The organism is Sphingomonas sp. VDB2 (assembly GCF_047946695.1).
GTDB classification, from domain to species: domain Bacteria; phylum Pseudomonadota; class Alphaproteobacteria; order Sphingomonadales; family Sphingomonadaceae; genus Sphingobium; species Sphingobium bisphenolicum.
In genome coordinates this window covers 282,846-300,547 of the sequence record NZ_CP159615.1, presented here as the reverse complement: position 1 = coordinate 300,547, position 17,702 = coordinate 282,846, and the positions used below count along the sequence as shown (strand labels likewise).

The 17,702-nt window shown below is 61.7% G+C and carries 15 protein-coding genes and 1 tRNA gene; 6 read left to right on the top strand and 10 right to left on the bottom strand.

The annotated features are described in order from the left end of the window. Positions 1–94: 94 nt before the first annotated feature. The 3 genes from moaA (at position 95) to ABT375_RS01465 (ending at position 2,029) form a co-directional block, all read left to right on the top strand. Positions 95–1,105: a GTP 3',8-cyclase MoaA gene (moaA, locus tag ABT375_RS01475; protein ID WP_224549270.1), complete on the top strand. Its 1,011-nt coding sequence runs from the start codon at positions 95–97 to the stop codon at positions 1,103–1,105. Further along, on the top strand, positions 1,102–1,878 hold the full coding sequence (locus ABT375_RS01470) for an NAD kinase (protein WP_224549272.1): 777 nt from the start codon (positions 1,102–1,104) through the stop codon (positions 1,876–1,878). Before moaA ends, ABT375_RS01470 begins: the two co-directional genes overlap by 4 nt. A 76-nt stretch (positions 1,879–1,954) precedes the next feature. Beyond that, a tRNA-Asn gene (locus ABT375_RS01465) sits at positions 1,955–2,029 on the top strand. Here the strand turns inward: ABT375_RS01465 and ABT375_RS01460 are convergent. The 6 genes from ABT375_RS01460 to ABT375_RS01435 form a co-directional block, all read right to left on the bottom strand. After that, a complete protein-coding gene (locus ABT375_RS01460; RefSeq protein ID WP_416463862.1) occupies positions 2,015–3,583 on the bottom strand; it encodes a recombinase family protein in 1,569 nt (522 codons plus the stop codon). The genes ABT375_RS01465 and ABT375_RS01460 overlap by 15 nt on opposite strands. Positions 3,584–3,770: 187 nt before the next feature. Then, positions 3,771–4,175: a hypothetical protein gene (locus tag ABT375_RS01455; protein WP_416463861.1), complete on the bottom strand. Its 405-nt coding sequence runs from the start codon at positions 4,173–4,175 to the stop codon at positions 3,771–3,773. Then, positions 4,172–4,708 (bottom strand): lytic transglycosylase domain-containing protein, encoded by a 537-nt coding sequence (locus ABT375_RS01450; protein ID WP_416463860.1) that lies wholly within the window; start codon positions 4,706–4,708, stop codon positions 4,172–4,174. Before ABT375_RS01450 ends, ABT375_RS01455 begins: the two co-directional genes overlap by 4 nt. Then, positions 4,692–7,628 carry a MobF family relaxase gene (mobF, locus tag ABT375_RS01445; RefSeq protein ID WP_416463859.1) on the bottom strand — a complete coding sequence of 979 codons (2,937 nt, stop codon included), beginning with the start codon at positions 7,626–7,628 and terminating at the stop codon, positions 4,692–4,694. The genes ABT375_RS01450 and mobF overlap by 17 nt, the downstream gene beginning before the upstream one ends. Beyond that, positions 7,625–9,613: a type IV secretion system DNA-binding domain-containing protein gene (locus ABT375_RS01440; RefSeq protein ID WP_416463858.1), complete on the bottom strand. Its 1,989-nt coding sequence runs from the start codon at positions 9,611–9,613 to the stop codon at positions 7,625–7,627. Before ABT375_RS01440 ends, mobF begins: the two co-directional genes overlap by 4 nt. Then, positions 9,610–9,912, bottom strand: a complete 303-nt coding sequence (locus tag ABT375_RS01435) for a hypothetical protein (protein ID WP_416463857.1) — start codon at positions 9,910–9,912, stop codon at positions 9,610–9,612. The genes ABT375_RS01440 and ABT375_RS01435 overlap by 4 nt, the downstream gene beginning before the upstream one ends. A 531-nt stretch (positions 9,913–10,443) precedes the next feature. Between ABT375_RS01435 and ABT375_RS01430 the strand changes: the two genes are divergently transcribed. Both ABT375_RS01430 and ABT375_RS01425 read left to right on the top strand, forming a co-directional pair. Continuing rightward, positions 10,444–11,691, top strand: a complete 1,248-nt coding sequence (locus ABT375_RS01430) for a tyrosine-type recombinase/integrase (protein ID WP_416463856.1) — start codon at positions 10,444–10,446, stop codon at positions 11,689–11,691. Then, positions 11,684–12,856 (top strand): tyrosine-type recombinase/integrase, encoded by a 1,173-nt coding sequence (locus ABT375_RS01425; RefSeq protein WP_416463855.1) that lies wholly within the window; start codon positions 11,684–11,686, stop codon positions 12,854–12,856. The genes ABT375_RS01430 and ABT375_RS01425 overlap by 8 nt, the downstream gene beginning before the upstream one ends. Before the next feature lie 39 nt (positions 12,857–12,895). On the opposite strand, the gene ABT375_RS01420 is transcribed toward ABT375_RS01425, so the two are convergent. The 3 genes from ABT375_RS01420 to ABT375_RS01410 form a co-directional block, all read right to left on the bottom strand. After that, positions 12,896–13,261, bottom strand: coding sequence for a single-stranded DNA-binding protein (locus tag ABT375_RS01420; protein ID WP_416463854.1), 366 nt, complete (start codon positions 13,259–13,261; stop codon positions 12,896–12,898). A gap of 291 nt (positions 13,262–13,552) precedes the next feature. Continuing rightward, complete coding sequence (locus tag ABT375_RS01415; protein ID WP_416463853.1) at positions 13,553–14,473, bottom strand: nucleotidyltransferase and HEPN domain-containing protein; 921 nt, start codon at positions 14,471–14,473, stop codon at positions 13,553–13,555. Positions 14,474–14,537: 64 nt separating this feature from the next. After that, positions 14,538–15,023: an RNA polymerase sigma factor gene (locus ABT375_RS01410; protein WP_416463852.1), complete on the bottom strand. Its 486-nt coding sequence runs from the start codon at positions 15,021–15,023 to the stop codon at positions 14,538–14,540. Between the two features lie 348 nt (positions 15,024–15,371). On the opposite strand from ABT375_RS01410, the gene ABT375_RS01405 reads away from it, so the two are divergent. After that, a complete protein-coding gene (locus tag ABT375_RS01405) occupies positions 15,372–15,770 on the top strand; it encodes a VOC family protein (protein WP_416463851.1) in 399 nt (132 codons plus the stop codon). Between the two features lie 292 nt (positions 15,771–16,062). On the opposite strand, the gene ABT375_RS01400 is transcribed toward ABT375_RS01405, so the two are convergent. After that, positions 16,063–17,673 (bottom strand): methyltransferase domain-containing protein, encoded by a 1,611-nt coding sequence (locus tag ABT375_RS01400; protein WP_416463850.1) that lies wholly within the window; start codon positions 17,671–17,673, stop codon positions 16,063–16,065. Between the last annotated feature and the right edge of the window lie 29 nt (positions 17,674–17,702).

The following is a 17,702-nucleotide window of genomic DNA, read 5'->3' as shown; positions in this document are numbered from 1 at the left end:
GGCGTTACCGACCTCTTGCCTCGTCTGCAACTTCCTATGGTCCCCGCAAGCCGCGACGCTTGCACCGGCCATGTCCATCGCCTAGCTAGTCGGCATGGCCATGGCCGATCCCTCACGCACATTGATGACCGACGGCCTGGGCCGCCGGATCAGCTATCTGCGCATTTCGGTCACTGACCGCTGCGACTTGCGCTGCCGCTATTGCATGGCGGAAAAGATGCAGTTCCTGCCCAAGAATCAGGTGCTGACGCTGGAGGAGATCGCGCTGCTGGCCGATCTTTTCATCGCACGCGGTATCCGCAAGATTCGCCTGACCGGTGGCGAGCCGTTGGTGCGGCGGGACATCGGCGATCTGGTTCGCCGGATCGGGCGGCACATCGGCGCGGAGTTGGAGGAACTGACCCTCACCACCAACGGCACGCGGCTGGCCGACCATGCGGAGATGCTGGCGGATGCGGGCGTGCGGCGGATCAATGTCAGCCTGGACAGCCGCGATCCCGAGCGCTTCGCCCATGTCACCCGCGGCGGGAAGATTGATCAGGTCTTCGCCGGGCTGGACGGCGCGCGTGCCGCGGGGCTTGCGGTCAAGATCAACATGGTCGCGCTCAAGGGCGTGAATGACGATGAAATCCTGCCGATGCTGCGCTGGTGCGGCGAAGAAGGGTTCGACCTGACCCTGATCGAAACCATGCCACTCGGCAACACCGGTGAGGATCGCACCGACCATTATCTGCCGCTGACCCTGGTCGCCGACCGCATTCGCGCCGAACATGCGCTCACCCCCCTCTCCCACCGGACTGGCGGCCCTGCCCGCTATCATGCGGTCGAGGGGATGGGCATCAAACTGGGCCTCATCACCCCGCTCACCCAGAATTTCTGCGCCAACTGCAACCGTATCCGCATGACGTGCGAGGGCAAGATATTCATGTGCCTGGGCCATGAGGACCATGTCGACTTCAAGGCGGCCCTGCGTGAAGGCGGCCTGACCGCTGTAGAACCCCTGATCGACCGGGCGTTGCGGCTGAAGCCCGCCGCCCACGACTTCCGCATCGGCGCGGGCGAAGGCGCCGCCACGCAGCGTCATATGAGCGTCACCGGCGGATGAGCAGCGAACCAAGGCGCGCTCTGGTCGCGTCCCCCACCCAGGCTGCGCGGGCGGCTGAGGAACGGTTGCGCGCCGCCTATGACTTCGTGCCGGTCGAGCAGGCCGACATGATCATCGCGCTCGGCGGCGACGGCTTCATGCTCCAGACGCTCCATTCGATGCTGGAAGGGCGGCGGATCGTCCCCATCTTCGGCATGAACCTGGGCACGGTCGGCTTCCTGATGAACGAATGGCGGCTGGAACGGCTCGACCAGCGGCTGGACAAGGCCAAGAGCTTCAAGGTCAATCCGCTGCGCATGACGGTCGACACGGTCGATGGTGAGCGCTTCTCCATTCCCGCCATCAACGAAGTGTCGCTGCTGCGCGAAACCCGCCAGACCGCGAAGCTGGAGGTACAGGTAAACGGCCGCACCGTGCTGCCTGAACTGGTGTGCGATGGCGTGCTGGTGGCGACCCCGGCCGGCTCAACCGCCTATAATCTGTCCGCCCACGGGCCGATCCTGCCGCTGGGGTCCGCGCTTGTCGCGCTGACCCCGATCAGTCCGTTCCGTCCCCGGCGCTGGCGCGGCGCCATCCTGCCCGAAAATACGGTCATCCGTTTCATCGTCCTCGATCCCGTCAAGCGCCCGGTCAGCGCCGTGGCCGACCAGCGCGAAGTGCGCGACATCGCGCAGGTGGAGATCGGCATCGACCGCGCGACCCCGCTGACATTGTTGTTCGACCCCGAACATACCCTGGACGACCGCATCGCGGCGGAACAATTCATCGCATAAATTTCCGTCATTTGGCCCTTGCCATGTCAGGAAAGCCGCTGCTATAGGCGCGGCCTGCCCAGCGAAAGCGGGTTGCTCCCCGATAGCTCAGCGGTAGAGCATTCGACTGTTAATCGAATGGCCGTAGGTTCGAATCCTACTCGGGGAGCCAAATTGTACGCTGCGATTTTTCGGCCTCTTCTGGCTGATTTTCACGCAACGCAAAATCAGACATTTTGTCAAGCATTCCAAAGGGTTCGTTGAACTCTACTCTTAGCATTCCGCCGGCCCAGACAGTGTTCGATACTAACAGTTTTAAAAGGGCATTTTGGGTGCCTGGAGACTGTTTATTGAACATTTTATGCGCGTTCCGGCCAAGCTCCAGAAGCGCGATACCGTCATCGACAATGAGGTCCTCGGTGCTGTGGAGACCTTCAAGGTGCCGCAAGCAGCGCTCCCGCTCCTCACGCCAGGTCGATGCCATCCGATCGTGCATGTCTCCAGAGATCCGCCCGTCAAGATGATCTACGTAGAGCTTGTCTAACCGCTGCTGCAGGCGATCGGCTTCAGCCCTTAAGCGAGTCATCGTTTCAATCCGTTCGCGACTCCGGTCCGTATGCGACTCGCGAAGGGCGCGTTCGATCAGCGCGAAGACCTGATCGTCCAGATGCAGCCGCGCGAGCTGTTCGGAAAATGCCTCTACCAGCGCCCCCTGCCGCACATATTTCTCCGGGCACTTCTGCTTGTAGCCCGAACAGTGATAGTAGATGTATCGCTCCCGCTTGATCTCCGCGACCAGAGCGCAACCGCAGTGCCCGCAGGTGATGAGGCCTGTGAAGGCGAATAAAAGCGGCTTTGCCCTGATATTGCTGACGCTTCGCCCGTCCAGGACTTCCTGAACATTCTCCCAGGTCTCTGTCGACACGAGGGGCTCATGCGTGCCCTGAAACATCCGTCCCTGCCATTCAAATGCACCGGCATATAGACGGTTGCGCAACATGTGGTGGACGGTCGAGACGCTGACGGGACGTTGGCTGCGATGGCGGAGCAGGCCGGCGTCACGCCCCATCTTCGACAGCTCCTTGAGCGAATAGTTGCCGGTCTCAAACCATTCGAACATGCGTGCCACGATCGGCGCTGCTGCTGGATCGGGAACGATGATCTTCTTTCCGCTTGGGCCGACGACATTGAGATACCCGACCGGCGCGGTCGATGGCCAGAGCCCCTGCTTGGCCTTTTCAAGCATGCCCTTGCGCGCTTCCTCTGAGAGATTGTCCACGTAATTTTTGGCCATGAGGACCTTGATCCCGTGCATGAACTTCTCTGACGATCGGGAATCGCGCGATATGATCGCGCCTTCCTTGACGAGATGGATTTCGATATCGAACTCGTCGAGCGTCACCCAGTCCTTGAGATTTCGGTAGAGGCGATCGGTCTTTTCAACGAGCAGATGCCGCACGCCGGCATGCGCCCTAAGATATTTGAGCATCGCCTCGAACTGCGTGCGACCGGTCCGCTTCGCCGACTCAACATCGACATATTCCTCCACGATCCTGAGGTCCGACTTCCCCGCATATTCTCGAATGAGGTTTATCTGGGCATCGATCGAGAAGCCCTCCTTTTCCTGCTCGGCCGTTGAAACGCGTGCATAAAGCACTGCCCTTTGCGCCGAGGATTTCGGAGCATTCGCACTGCCCTGCGGTTTCGGCTTTCGAGGTCTTGCCATCTGTCTTCCAATTCTGTTGCCACCATCTCCACCACCCTCCCCTTCCTCCCGAGGAGGCGCGCCAGGCGCTTGTGGGAAAGCGGCGGACAAACAGACGAGGAATGCTGGTCCGCTCGAACATTACATCGGTCTGGACAGGCCAGACCCTAAGGTCCAAGTCGGCTTTGTTGCGCAGCCACCTCCCGGATCATGTCTGGGATAAGGGGTGCTTTCTAGGTCGACCGCGAGAACGCAGTGGCGGCTTGGATTCGCGCTTCTTGCGTGGGCGTCCCATGCGCCGCCGCTCCGCCTGATCGACTGGCATCTCCGAGTGAGGGTCGATCTCACATTTGACCAGCATCCAAGCATAGTCGGCCAGATTGCCCAGCAGGTTTCTCGCCTCGCCTTCCGATATCGATCGTCCCAGGCGCTCCTCAAAAAGCCCGCGCGCCTCGGCGACCAACGCGTTGGAGAAGGCGCTTTTCCGTGTCACCCAACGGTGTTCACGGGAGTCGGCGGCCATATCCCATTTTGCGGAAGGTGGTGGCGACGCGGATTCAGGAAGTTCAGGAACCGGACCATAAGGCGTGGTTTCAAGGCGCAACCGCCTCATGGTCGGAGACTCCTTTGCGCCAGTCCGCGAAATATCTCCGGCCCATATCTTCGTTGCAGATGGCGGACCACGCTACGCGCGTAGAGACGCTGTCGCCATCCGATCGGGCTGTGATAGATGCCGATCGCCTTCCAGTAATCGCGAGTGCTCGCCAGACCTGAGAGGAATATCCAGCGAGCGACTTCAACGTTGAAGCAGGGATCGAAACGCAGTTGGTATCGAACCGCTTCCTCGCTCATCGCGATGGCCTTCGCAATCTTGGGCACCCACCAACTATTGACTTGCAGCGGACCCAAATCGTGCGTGCCGTTTGCGTTCGCGACTTGGGCGCCGATCCAGCCGCCCTCCTGATCGCGAAGTCCCCATAAGGTACGCTCCAGCCACAAAGCGTCGCGAGACGCTGCCTTTATGCAACTGCCGATCTGCTCAGCTTCGCCACCGGGCAGGGCCTTCGCGTGCACAGCGGGATGCCCAACCGCAAGCGCAAGAGGCAGAGCAACTGCGACCGTAAGGCCTTTAGCGATCGACGCCATGCCGACCTCCCACCTCGGTGTGTTCGGCATGGACAGGGCCGACAGGGCGCGGGTTAGATTCCGGGCGATCCAGCAGTCCATTCAAGTGCCGATCTAAGGCTTCCGCCAGGTTTCTGGCATTTGTCGCCAGTCGGACCGCAAATCCATCCTTGCGGCCCAATCGTTTGCCCAGTCTTGCGCTTAGGCTGCGCTCTGCATGTGCATGTCGCTCCTGCTGCTGGTCTTGGCGCAGCCTATCGATGCGCGATGGGTCGCGGCTTGCGAGCCGATCTGCCCTGTCACGATCAAGCCGGCCCAGCCCTTCCAGCGCGGAGCTTTTCTCGCCAGAGGCTTGCTCCAGCTTTTCGATAAGGGCCTTCTTGTCCTGGGTCCAAAGTTTGACGCCCAAGCGCGCGCGGGTGATTGCCGTATAATAGTTCTGGCCGGTAACGAGAGGTGAGCCAAGGGGCGCCAGAACATACACGCGGGAATAGGTTCGCGATTGAGCCGAATAAATGGTCTCCGCATAGCCATGATCCCAGCTCTTGTGCTTGGCGAGGTCGATCTCCTGGGTGCGATCCGCTTTGTCCCAGCGAATTGTGGCGATGGCGCCCTCAAGGCGCTCGACGGTACCACGTTGGGCATTCTTGATGCCTAGTTCGTGGGAGACAAGCCTCCACTGAATGCGATCGCCTTGGGCAAGGTCACGGGTTTCCGAGACGAACACGTTGACCCGTCCCGCCTTGGTAAGGCGTGGATCCCAACGAATGACTCGGCCATGTTCATCGACCAGGCGAACTATCGGTCTGCCACGTTCGTCGCGCGCCGCGCCGAGCACGCGATATTCCGCGTCACGGGCCAAGCCCGCTTCGGCGTGATCGCGACCAAAGGTCACGACCTGACCGGATGAATAGAAGCGAGCGAGATGCTTTTCCTGTTCAGAAAAACCCGCGGGCGCCAGAATAGAAAGCCTGCTGTCCTGCGCGGCGACCACCCCTTCGCGCTGCAATGCCTCGCGGACCTGCGTATTGACGACCAGCCTGGTGGCATTATCCAGAACAAGCATGTTGGTTGTTGCTCGGGTTTCGGGCCGGAGCCTTGTCCATTCACCGACGAGTCCCTTCGCCAACGCCTCCGCGTCGGCCCCGGCCACGACCTTGTCTAACTGCTCGAGCGACCCCGCATAATCGCCGGCACGCGCTCGGGCGACCGCATCCTTCATGCGCGCCGTCTCCTGTCGACGCGATTCGGTAAGCTGCGAGGTGGGCATTCCGAGCTGCTGCATGAGCCAGAACGCTTTCCCCTGTTCGATTGCGCCCGTCTGCTTGTTGTCTCCCAGCAAAACCAACCGCGCTCCGGTTGCGCGACTGATTTCAAGGACGCGCAGTGCCTGGCGGTTCCCCAGCTGGCCCGCTTCGTCCAGGATCAGGACATCCCGCCCGGAAAGGCCATAGCCGCCCTCAGCAAGCAGGCTCGCCACGGTTCGTGATCCGATCCCCGCCATGTCGCCAAGGTTGGCAGCGGCAGAAGACGTTGGCGCTACAGCATGTAGCGTGGAGCCGGGCTCCGCAGCTGCGTGCAGAGCGGCGATCAGTGTCGATTTGCCCGAGCCGGCCACCCCATGAAGAGCCGTTACCCGATCGCGGCTCAGGGCCATGTCCACAAGCGCTCGCTCCTGCATCGGAGACAATCCAGCCCTATCGAGCGAAGCAAGCAGGCGGTCGGCAGAAGCGATCGGCCGGCCATCGTCTATCGAAAGGGCGAGGTGCAGCGCGAGCGCTTGCTCGAAACGGGCCGAGCGGCGTGTCGTACGTCCGCGGTTGAGGATTTGGTCGCCCGTCTGCTCCCGGGTCGCGAGCAACTTACGGCGCGCCTCGTGTTCATCGATGAGCGGACGCACATCCCGGAAACGGACCTCGCCTACATGCGCGGCAAGCCCGTTCGCAAGCAATCGGCCAAATGGATTGACCGCCTCGCGCCCCTCGGTTTGCCGGATGCCAAATAAGGCTGCGCGCGCCGAGTCGGCGGGCGCGACCACGATCGCACGTCCTTCGCGCCGCTCCGCAGCCTGGCGCAGGCTGTCGAGCGCTGGGGTATGTCCCCCGAGCCGAGCCCGCCACTGGAGATGCAGCGCCTCCAGGCCGACCTTCTCCTTGGGGCCCCGCGTCGCGTAGAAAGATTGTCGGCGCGCGGCCTGTCCTTCCAGACCATGTTCGCGGGCATGGGCATCGATCTGCTCTGCCCGCTGCGACATTTCCGCGACCAGCTCTTCGGGCACCCCGCGGATTTCGAAAAGGCCCCGGCGCGGGTCGGCGGCGATTTCGTAGCCAAGCGTCCGCAGGCCGTGCGCGAGCTCGTTTCGGTAGATCTGCCCGGAACTCATCTGCTCGCTGTACATCGCCCGGGTCTCCAGGCTCGCCATGGGGCCGCCCCGTTCGCGATTGGTCATGTTGAGGACCACCACATGGGTATGAAGATGCGGATCGAGCTCGCGGCTCGCATGTTCGGTAAAGCGCGCCCAGAGAAGTCGCCCCGTCGTCTCGTGCCTAACGGTACCCTCCTCCCGGCGTCGCAGTTGCGCCTGCTCCTCGATCCATGACAGCGCGACGCTGACCGCCCGCTCGTGCGCGCTGGCGATCCGTGTGTCGCCGACCGCCAGTGCGATGACCGAGACCGATTTAGGCGCGCTGAGTGCGAAGTCCCAGCCTGGGTGGTGCTCGATCCCCTCCTTGCGGTGCCGCCCGAGTTGCTGGCCCGCGACCTCGCCACGGAGCAGAGTTTCGAAGGTTTTCGGATCGACCTCGCCGGAAAGGCCGAGTTCGTCTGCAAGCTCGCCACCCCATTGCGAGCCCTCCGTTCCGCCCTTGGTGTAGTAGTCGCCGATCGTGTAGTAGCGCGCGATGTTGCCGGCTGTGCCGGTCAATCGTCTAGGATGCATCATGCCGGCCTCGACGCGCTACGCGCACCGCCCCTGCGGCCATGCTGAGATAGGCCAAAGCCGGATGAGCGACCCAAAAGTTCCGGTCCCGGCGTGGGCGATCGCGGTGGCTGCGCCACACTGCCGGCAAAAGGAGCAGCCTCGTCTCGCGGCGGGCCGCTCCCCTCTAGCGGAAGTTCAGGCGATGAGGTTTCCTTTCGCGATGAGCGCTCTTTCTTCGCCATGGTCTTGGACGCGTCCGGAACAGGCGCCGGGACGATGGCGGACAGTCGTACCGCAGGGGCTGTCCGGTCCTCAAAAGCCGGAAAACATGTCGGGGACCGGTTGTAACTGTCGGCGAAGCGCGCAACTGGAAGATCGCGGCCAAAGCGAAGAAATCCGGTCAGATTGGGGAGATTGGTCACCTCCGTGTGCATGACGAGCGGCCGCGTGACCTGCATGCGCGAGAGGTTCACGCCATCACGCATATCGTTCACGCCATAGGACATGCCTTCATTGGCTTCGACCTGCTCGACCTGCCCCAAATTCTCGGAGACATGCTTGGCCGTCGGCGTGTCGTTCGCGCGCAACGCCACCCAGGTCGAGCAATAGCCGGTGATCGCCGCTGCATCCTGGATGCCGTAGGTCGCCTCAAGCTGCGGGTAACTCTGGAACCCCAATATGCCGCAGCCGCCATATTTCCGCGCACGGGCGAGAAAGTCCGAGAGCGAGGGAAGTTTCTGGAGCGTGGGGAGCTCGTCAATAACGCAATAGAGTCGCCGCATGCGATCGGGCGTGAGGCTCATGATCGCGCTGATGGCGATGTCGAGCCAGACGGTGATCAGCGGCCGGAGCGAGGGCAACTGATCTGCCTTCACCGTGATGAACAGCCAGCTGTCGTCCTCCTCATTGGAGACCCAATCACGGATCGAGAAGCCATCGAGCGTGTCGTCGAGATAGGAGAAGCTGCGCATGACCGAGGCGAGCTCGGCGCGGATGCCGGCCGACGTGCGATCGCCCTCCGTCGAGATGAAGGCGGCAGCGTCGGTTCCCTCGGCAAAGGTCGCCAACTCCTTGAGCGGAGAACGCAGAATCGTATCGAGGAGAACCGAGACAAGCATGCGGTCGTCGCGGGCGAGCTTGCGGAGAACGGCGACCAGCGTGCCCCGGGCAGCCTTTGCCCAGAAGGGATCGCCTGACTTGTCGGGAATGGTCGACTCGGCGATCTGATCGTAGTGATAGTCGCGAGGCACATCGACCCAGGGCGACCAGCTGTCAGCCCGCGCGTCGAGCGGATTGAGCAGGATGTCGTGCCCGGGCCTGTAGAATTTCTCGACGAAGGTCCCCGCCGCGTCATAGACGATGGCTCTGCGGCCCTCCTCGCGGATGCCGGCAAGCATCTTGACGATGATGTTGGTCTTGCCCGTCCCCGGGGCGCCACAGATCAATATATGTTCGGGCTCGAAGGCGTCCGGAACCGGCACACCTCCGATGGCGAAACTGCCTTTGCGGCTCCCCCATAGCAAGCGTCGCAACTGTCTGGGCGTCCCGAAGCGCGCGCCGCGCAGGAACTGGTTGGATCCAAGGCCCCTCCCCGTCCTCGTAAAGTAGAACCAGGCCCAGAACAGCATGAGCAGGGAGAAACTCCCCACCAGGGCCGCGCCGACTAGGAGGTGATGCTCCATTGCCCGGAGCGCCTGGGCGGCAACGCCCGACTCCAACAGCATATCGGAGTTGGTCCAATATTCCGGGCCTTCGGGTCCTCGGAACAGGAGGGGCGCGCCGCCTGGAACGTCACTCTTGAGGGTCGCCTCGACGATCTTGAACGCGACGTAACGCTGATAGTCGTTCGCCTTCTCCAGAACATACCAGAGCGTGCCGCCTACCCACAGGACTAGGCCGGCCACCACGGTCTGGAGAAACACCTGCGTGGTCATGCGGACATTGTGGACGATCGCCTGTCCGCCCCTGGTCCAGGACCCAAGCGTGTCGTTTCGGAAGATGCTCATGAGCGCTCCTCCACGGGATCGATGAGACCCCGTTCGAGGAGGAGAGCCCGAGCATCTGCCGTACCCCGAGCGAGGATGTCGGGATGGCGTGCACTCACATAGGCTGCGAGGATCGCGAATACCTGGATGTTCGTCGCATGCAGCTCATCGAAGCGGCCATGATAGCCGCCTGCGTCCATACCTTCGTAGCGATCGAGAATGTTGCGGACATAATCCGCGACGTTCGTGTCGGCAGCACGCGCGCCGACGAGGAGACGCTCGTAAAGCGCGTCTTTGAATCTGATGGTAACTCTTGCCAAGCGCCGAACTCCTGTTCGACGCCTGATCACGGTGATGAAGCAAGACCGTAGATAGGCGAAATCTGCCCTGATCTCAAGGGAATAGATGTATAAGAGCCGGCAGCCAAAGGTTGCCAAGAAAGATCAATGGCTTGTTAGCAGCGCAGCCGCGCAGGTCAGCCAATATGTGCCGTCGGTGCCAGACAGTGCCACTTCAAAATCAAGGCGGAACGCCGCGAAAGCGGCAGAAACACTGGTGATTCGCGCCCGCAGCACCCGTGCGTACGGTGCATTACAAATACGCTCTTCGGAGCGTGCGTCTGTTGCTTCGCATGAGCTTGCGAATGCGCCAGTCTCGCGCTCCCGATGGCGGGTAAATTGCTGATCTCGAACGGAAATATTCTACGCTCCGAAGGGTTGGCAAGGACGGACGGAGAGGTCCGTCGAGCCGTGCGAATCAGTGCTGCCCATAAATCCCCGCGTGTCCTGGGTGTCATCCCGGACACGCTCCACAGGCTCTGAACCGAGCCGCGATTTATGGAGCCTTGCCCGATGCGGCACATTGAACGGACTGATCTCGAAACGCTCGACATTGAGGCCTTGTGTTCACCCGACAAAGGCGAGCGCGTCGTGCGCGACGCCATTGTCGAGTGCCTGGCGATCCGCGTGCGGGCCAGTGGCGCGCGAAGCTGGATCGTCTTTGGAAAACGCGATGGTCGCACCGTCCGCGACACCCTGGGGGGCGTGAATATGATCTCCCTCACCATCGCGCGGCGCATGGCGATCGCGCACAGCCCCTCCCCCGCTTCACCCCCGCGCAATGATCCATTGATAGCGGTCTATAACGACGACACACGGATATCGGACTTGCTGGCTGAGTTCCTAAAGGCGCGGCCCGGCATACGGTGGAAAGAAAGTACCTTGCGGAATATGCGCGCCATGGCGGCAGTGCATATCATCCCCTTCATCGGGGCGAGAAAGGTTGCGGCGATCACCCGTCAGGAGGTCACGCGCTGGCACGCCGATGTCGCCGCGCGGAGCAAGGCCGTCCGCATGGCGCTGTCCACTTTGTCGGGCCTCATGCTCTACGCGGAGGATCATGGACTGCGCGAAGCGGGCACCAATCCCTGCAAGGGCCTTCGCCGCAAGGAGCGAAGCCGACGCGGCAGGCTGCTCCCAGCCTCCACTGTGCGTGACCTCTGGCAGGCGCTCGACAAGGTGCAAACATCCAAGCCGGATGCGTGTGACGCCATACGGCTCTTGATGCTCACCGGGGCAAGGCGAAGCGAGATATTATCGCTCGGATGGGACCATATCGTGGGTTCGCGAGCCGTGCTGGCCGATAGCAAGGAGGGGCCGCGGACGATCTGGCTTAATGCGCCCGCAAGAGCCATTCTCGACGCGCGGCGCGAGCAGCGCATAGGGCAACATGTTTTCCCTGCCGAGCGAAGTGAAGGACCGATGAAGGTCATCGACCGGGCATGGAAGCAGGTTTGCGTCGAGGCTGGTATCACCGGATTGCGGGTCCATGACCTGCGCCATCACTTCGCCTCAGTGGCGGTATCGAACGGCGTGGATCTTCGTCTCGTGGGTCAACTGCTCGGCCATGTCGATATCGACAGCACGCTCGGCTATGCTCATCTGGGCGGCGACGCGCTGATGAAGTCCGCTACGCGCGTATCGGGCTTGATCGACCGGTCGTTGCGCGGAGAATCCGCCACGGGACGGTTACCCAAAAGGCTTCCAACCAGGACGGAAAACGTCCACCAATGCAAGAGCAAGGGGGTGGCCAATGGCTAGTCTCCGGCTCTCCCTGACTGATCGCCTCTGCGCCTTGGCACAGCCTGAAGTGCAGGAATATAGCCTGCTGGATCAACGCCAGCGAAGGCTGGCACTGCGCATACAGCCAGGCGGAACCAAGGCGTGGATCGTGCGCCTTAGGAAAGATGGCAAATCGACCCGACACACGCTCGGCACCTTTCCCGAGATCAGGGTCAAGGATGCCAGAAAAATCGCAAGCGCTGTCCTCGCCGACGGCGTCGCGATTCCGGCGTCACGCCCGACTTCACCCCTGTTCGAGCTTTACCAGGCTGAGCATGAAGGCCGCTGTGCGTCCCGCTACAAGCCGGCGGGGCTGCACACCTATCAGATTTATGTCCGGGCGGAGCTGCTGCCCGCTTTCGCGGGCAAGCGGCTCGAAACCATCGACCGTCACGACATCGTCCGCTGGTTCGAGCGCTACAGTGCCCGAGCGCCTGGCGGAGCCAATCGGGCACTCGGTATATTGCGCCAGATGCTGGGCCAGGCCAAGGATTGGGGGTATCTGCCCGATACGTGGCGGAACCCGGCATCGGGCGTCAGGGCGAATGCCCGGCGCTCGGTTGGCACGTTCCTGAGCGAGGAGCAAATGCAGCGCCTGGGCGGCATCCTGGAAAGCCGCATAAAGGCAGGATGCATTGGATCGAGCCTGTTGCGGTTCCTCGCCCTAACAGGATGTCGGGTGAGCGAAGCGGTCAATCTCGAATGGCGCGATGTGCAGCCGGACAGGCTGCATCTTCGCGACACCAAGACCGGACCAAGAGACGTTCTCCTCGGCCTGCCGGTCCGGCGCTTCTTCAAGTCCCATCGGGCCGCATTGCCCAAGCCGGCGCAGTCAGTCTCGGCTCCGGTATTTCCCCTTGCGGCTGGACAGAATTATGAAGCCGTGCGGAGCGTCTGGGCGGTGGTGCGGCGAACAGCCGCACTGCCCCCGACGCTTCGCATTCATGACCTGCGGCACAGTTTTGCAAGTCATGCCGTGATGTCAGGCGAGACCCTGTTCAGTACCTCCAGGCTTCTGGGACATAGCCATATCCGGATGACGGCACGCTATGCCCACCTCGCCGATGACTCCTTGCTGTCGGCGTCGGAACGGATTGGCCAACTGATCCTCAAAAGCGCAGGCGCGAAACAAAAGAGGACCTGAGTAAAAAGACCCGGCGGCCATCGCCGCCGGGTCTGCGCCTCATGCGAAGAGCTGCCCTTGCCTTGTGTCGGCCTGAGCCTTCGCCTTGGCGAGGAAGTCGACCCGCTCGGCGATGACCTCGCATCCAAAGCGCTCAGCGCCATTCTTGTCCTGCCAGCGGGAGTAGTGAAGCCGGCCCGTCACCATGACCATCGCGCCCTTGGTGACATGCTCGGCGACGGTCTTGCCCACGCCATTGAAGCAGGTGATGCGGTGCCATTCGGTCTCGTTCTTGCGCTCCCCTGCCCCGTCACGGAAGCTGCGGTTGGTGGCGAGCGAGAGGCTGGTGATTGAAGCGTCGCCGCGCGTCCTGCGGGTTTCGGGGGCGTTTCCGACGAAGCCGACGAGAGTGACTATGTTCTTCATGTGCCTGACCTTCCTGATGCTGTTCGATCCGTCCAGGGCTCTTCCCTTGACTGAGCCCCGAAAGGATCGGGCACGGTCGGGATCGCACCGAGCACAGGCGAGGGAAACTCCGCGCAAAAGGGGTGGTGCGGGCAGGCGGCCGAAGGACGACAACACGGCCCTTGCAGGGTGCGAGTTGCGCATCCCGGCCGAGTTCGGTCAGGGGCATACTCAGTCTTGGAAAGGGATGAACCCTGGATGGGTCGATCGGCCGTCACCGGCAACAGATAAAGAACAGCGCGATGATGCCAGCTACAGAACGCCCGCGATCCGCTTGAGCTCTGCGATTTTCTCAGTACAGACCGTGTGCACCACCTGCCCCAATTCCTCGACCCTGGCAGCAAGCCAGTCGAGATCGTCTGCCGTCACGCTGTAATGCTTGGAGTAGCGCGCCTTCACATAGGCATCGCGCAGTTTGGTGAAGAGCGCGCGCGCTTTCCGATCGTCCCGCGGCCAGACGCTCACCAAGCGGACGTCGAGCTTATCCGCATTCGACCGTAAAAATGCGATGTTATGACGGTGCGGCGTGTAAAAGGTCATTGTCAGCAGCAGGCAGTGATAGAGACGCTCGGTGGCTTGATGGAGATCAAAGGCAGCTTTCTTCAGCCAACCCTGTCCCATCGAGTGCAACGCCGAACCATGGAACTGGCTGGCCGAGGGAAACCATTCGTCAAAATACTCCTGCGCCATCGCGAACGCGTCGGTCGGTTCTTTGGGCTTGGGTTGGTGCAGTTCGGTATCGCTGGACTGATAGAGCGCGATCCCGTCGCGGGCGATGTCCATGAAGAAAAATCGGCCCTGCGCGAGCGCATCGTTCACCTCTTTCAAGCTGTGAACGATGAAGTTGGCAGGCGTGCGCAAAACCTTCGTGATCTGCGTCTCGCGGATCAGACGTTCCTCGGCATTGTGCCAGAGATCAGGTTCGGTGAGGTCCTGCTGGTTGACGATAACCAGGAGGTCGTAGTCCGAGACATAGCCTTTCGCGGTGTGCGGCTCATCCACCCAGTCGTTTCGTGCATGTGAACCGAATAGGATGACCTTCAGGATACGCCCGGCCTTCCGTTTGCCCTCCGCCATCACCGTTGCGTCGCCAAATTCCTCGAACAGGAACTGGACGATGCGCGCAAGTTCGCGCTGCTTGGCCTGGGGCAGATGGGAAAGGTCGGTCTTCATGCTTTGCCTGATGCTATGGAGCGCCGTAGGGGCCGGTTCAAGTCAAACGAGAGAGGGCCACCCATCAATGGCCGTAGATAGCAACATGAAGCTGATGCAGGGCATTGAGCAGCAGCGTTTCGGCCTGTCCAATCGTGATGCCCAGGCGTTCAGCCAGGTAGCTGAAAGGACGACCCTCGACGCGATGCAAGACATATACCTCGCGCTCCATTATGGGCAGAGCATCAAGAGCTGTCCGAAACCCTATTGTCGAAATCGTAGTGATCGGTGGTGCCGCCAGCACCCACGCACCGACCCACAAGCCTGCGGCGTCGGCGCGCATGACGGCATCATCGTCTATTTGGATTGCGCGCCCTTGCCAGTGCTTCCTGGCGTCTTCGAGCAAATCCACAGGCGCGGCCTTCCATGGCGCAGCGGCTAGGACCTGATCAATATCGATCACCAGCTTGCGTCCCCTGCGTCGTGGTGCGTTCAGAAGTGCGAGAGGCGGAATATCGGCGATGAAGTCACGCGCTGCCTGCAAAAGCTCTTGAACAGATGAATGGAACATAGAAACCTCCAACGAGGCTCCCCGGCTGAATGACTATTTACAACCGCAACTTAAGGAACCCGCTCCCATCCATCCCCTCCTCCCCTACCTGAGATCGCAGGGTGGATCATCGGGTGCACGAACGCCACTTAGCTTTCGTCCTGATTCGACCAGATATCGCCGCTCCCCTGTGGGGACGTGAGCGTCCGGATTTGACAGGAGCAGCCGATCGAGCGTGATGAAGCCGCCGGTCGGCAGGCGCTCCAGTAGCGGACATTCCGCGGGCCCGAGGGTGACCGCGGATTAAATGGCTGTTAGGTGAGACCGCTAATGGCGATCGGAAGTCGATCAGCCTTCAGGAGAGTATGCGTGCTTTTTCACACCATGGTCGGATCGAACGACATTGAACGGTCCAAGCGCTTCTACGACACGGTGCTCGGCATCTTGGGTGCAGGGGAAGGGACGAGGAACATCGCCGACAGCGGCCATACACGTCTGATCTACAATAACGGCAACGGGACCAACTTCATCGTCAGCCAGCCGATCAACGACGAACCGGCAAGCGTCGCCAACGGCAGCACCGTCGCCTTTTCCTGCGATTCGCCTGAGCAGGTGAAGCATCTTCACGATACCGCCGTTGCCGCTGGCGGGACCTCGATCGAAGCTCCGCCCGGACCGCGCGAAACTGCCTCCATGGGCACCATCGAACTGGCCTATTTTCGTGACCCCGACGGTAACAAACTGTGCGGAATTCATTTTCCTGCCTGATCCGTCCGGCACCAGTCCGCTTCTGACCCTAGCGGACCTCGATCATGCGATCCCGTGATTGTCCGCTTTCCCACCAATCGTTCGCCAACATCGGCATCCTCAGATGCGATCGGGAATGACCGCTTACAGCGGGAGCGGCCCTTCGGGACGGCGGACTTGAAGGGCGGCAATATCCCAGACCCCGCCGAATCCGACCCATGTCAGCCATTCAACGCTGATTTGTCCGCCTAGGTGCGGACCGACCGGTTTGCGTTTCCGGATGCGAGATTTGCCGAAGGCCTTGAGGTGGCAATCAGGCCGACCAGTGCCATTCCGGCACGCGCTGATCCTGCAACAGCCTCAGGCGCCGCCAATCAAAGGCAGTGAAAATGTCGCTCAGATCCTCGCCTTGCAGGACAGGTAGTGCGGCGGCGGCTTCGCGCAGGAACCGGTGGCGCAGGCCCGCATCATCGAGATAGGCATCACGCCACCATGTGATAATGCGTTCGCGGCTTTCGGCGAACATGGCGGCAGAAGGCAACCGATCCCGCTTTTCGTGGCGGTTGATCCGAGAGTCGCAGGGCGCAAGATTCCAAAGATCGCCACAGGGCCATGCCGACCAAGGCAGGCAGTGATCCACATCCAATTTGCCCTCGCTCAATCTCTGGGCCGTCCAGACACAAGATAGCCCCGGCCCTCCCGCCACGAGCTTCTGCGCGGCGAAGCGGGCAGTTGCCGTGCTTCGCACGGGTTCGCGCCATTCGAGCGCGGCCTCAGCGCTGCCGGCTTGGACCGCAAGCCCGATGTGATCGGCATATCGGCGAATAAGCCTTGCCCATTCTGTCACGAGCATCGGCTCGATCCATGGGCCAAAGCGAGACAGCGCGCGCCACACATTGCCGGGGACAGTGAGGGTTCCCCATGCCCGCAGCAGATCAAGACCAAGCTCCAGACCCTGTTGGCGGCCGGATCGCCCGCGCTGCACAGCGAAGACCGGCTGATCAGAATTGGGAAAGCGCGTAAAATGGGCAGGCATTGCGGTGATGGTGCGGGCTGCCTCAGTAATTGCCGCCGCGATTGCAGTACCGCGCTCGGCTTCAAAGACTGAGCCCACGCGTAGGTCGGAAGCATCCGTGCCATCAGCGAGCAGCGCTCGAAACCCCATTTTGGCAAAACCCAACCCGTCGGGACCACTGTTGCGCGGAGCCTGGGGCAAGCCCAAGCGGATCAAAGGCAAGTAGAGGCGAACCCAGGTCAGCGCCACGAGGCCAAGAGGAAGGTCGACAGCATCATCCAGTTCGCGCGAAGGCGTGGCGGCCGCTGGCGTCTGCTCTGCGATCCGAGCCACTGCGCGCAATAGGCCGAGCTTGTAGGTGGATGACTTTTCGTCGCCCAGCACAATGCCGCGGATCAAAGGCAGCGCACTGGTGCCATCATCAGGCAGACGCAGACAGACAGTGGTCCAGCTGACGCCATCGCGTCCTTGTAGATCGTGAGACGCATGGACCTTAAGGATCTCCATGCCATAGGTTCGTGCCAGGCCTTCGATCTCGCCACTCGAGGTAGAGAACATCGGCCGATCTTCAGGCGCCGGCCCGGACCGTAAAGTGAGGACCATCACGCCACCCGCACGAAGCAGGGTCACCAATTTTCGAAAGGCGCGCGCCCGGTCTTTTGGCGCGACATGCTGCCAGACGGCTGACAGCACGATCAGATCGAATGCCAAGCCGAGCCGATGCACCTGGTTCAAGCTGGGCAGCTGGTCGTCGAGCCAACGAATATCTAGGCTATGACGCGCGCGGCCCTCCAGGCGAAATCCGTCAGCAGGCTCAACAGCGACGACATCATATCCCTGTGCGTGGAGCCAGGCAGCATCCCGCCCAGATCCGGCGCCCACGTCGAGCGCCAAACCCTTTTTGGGCAACAGGCCATGAGCCTGCACAAAGGCAGCGC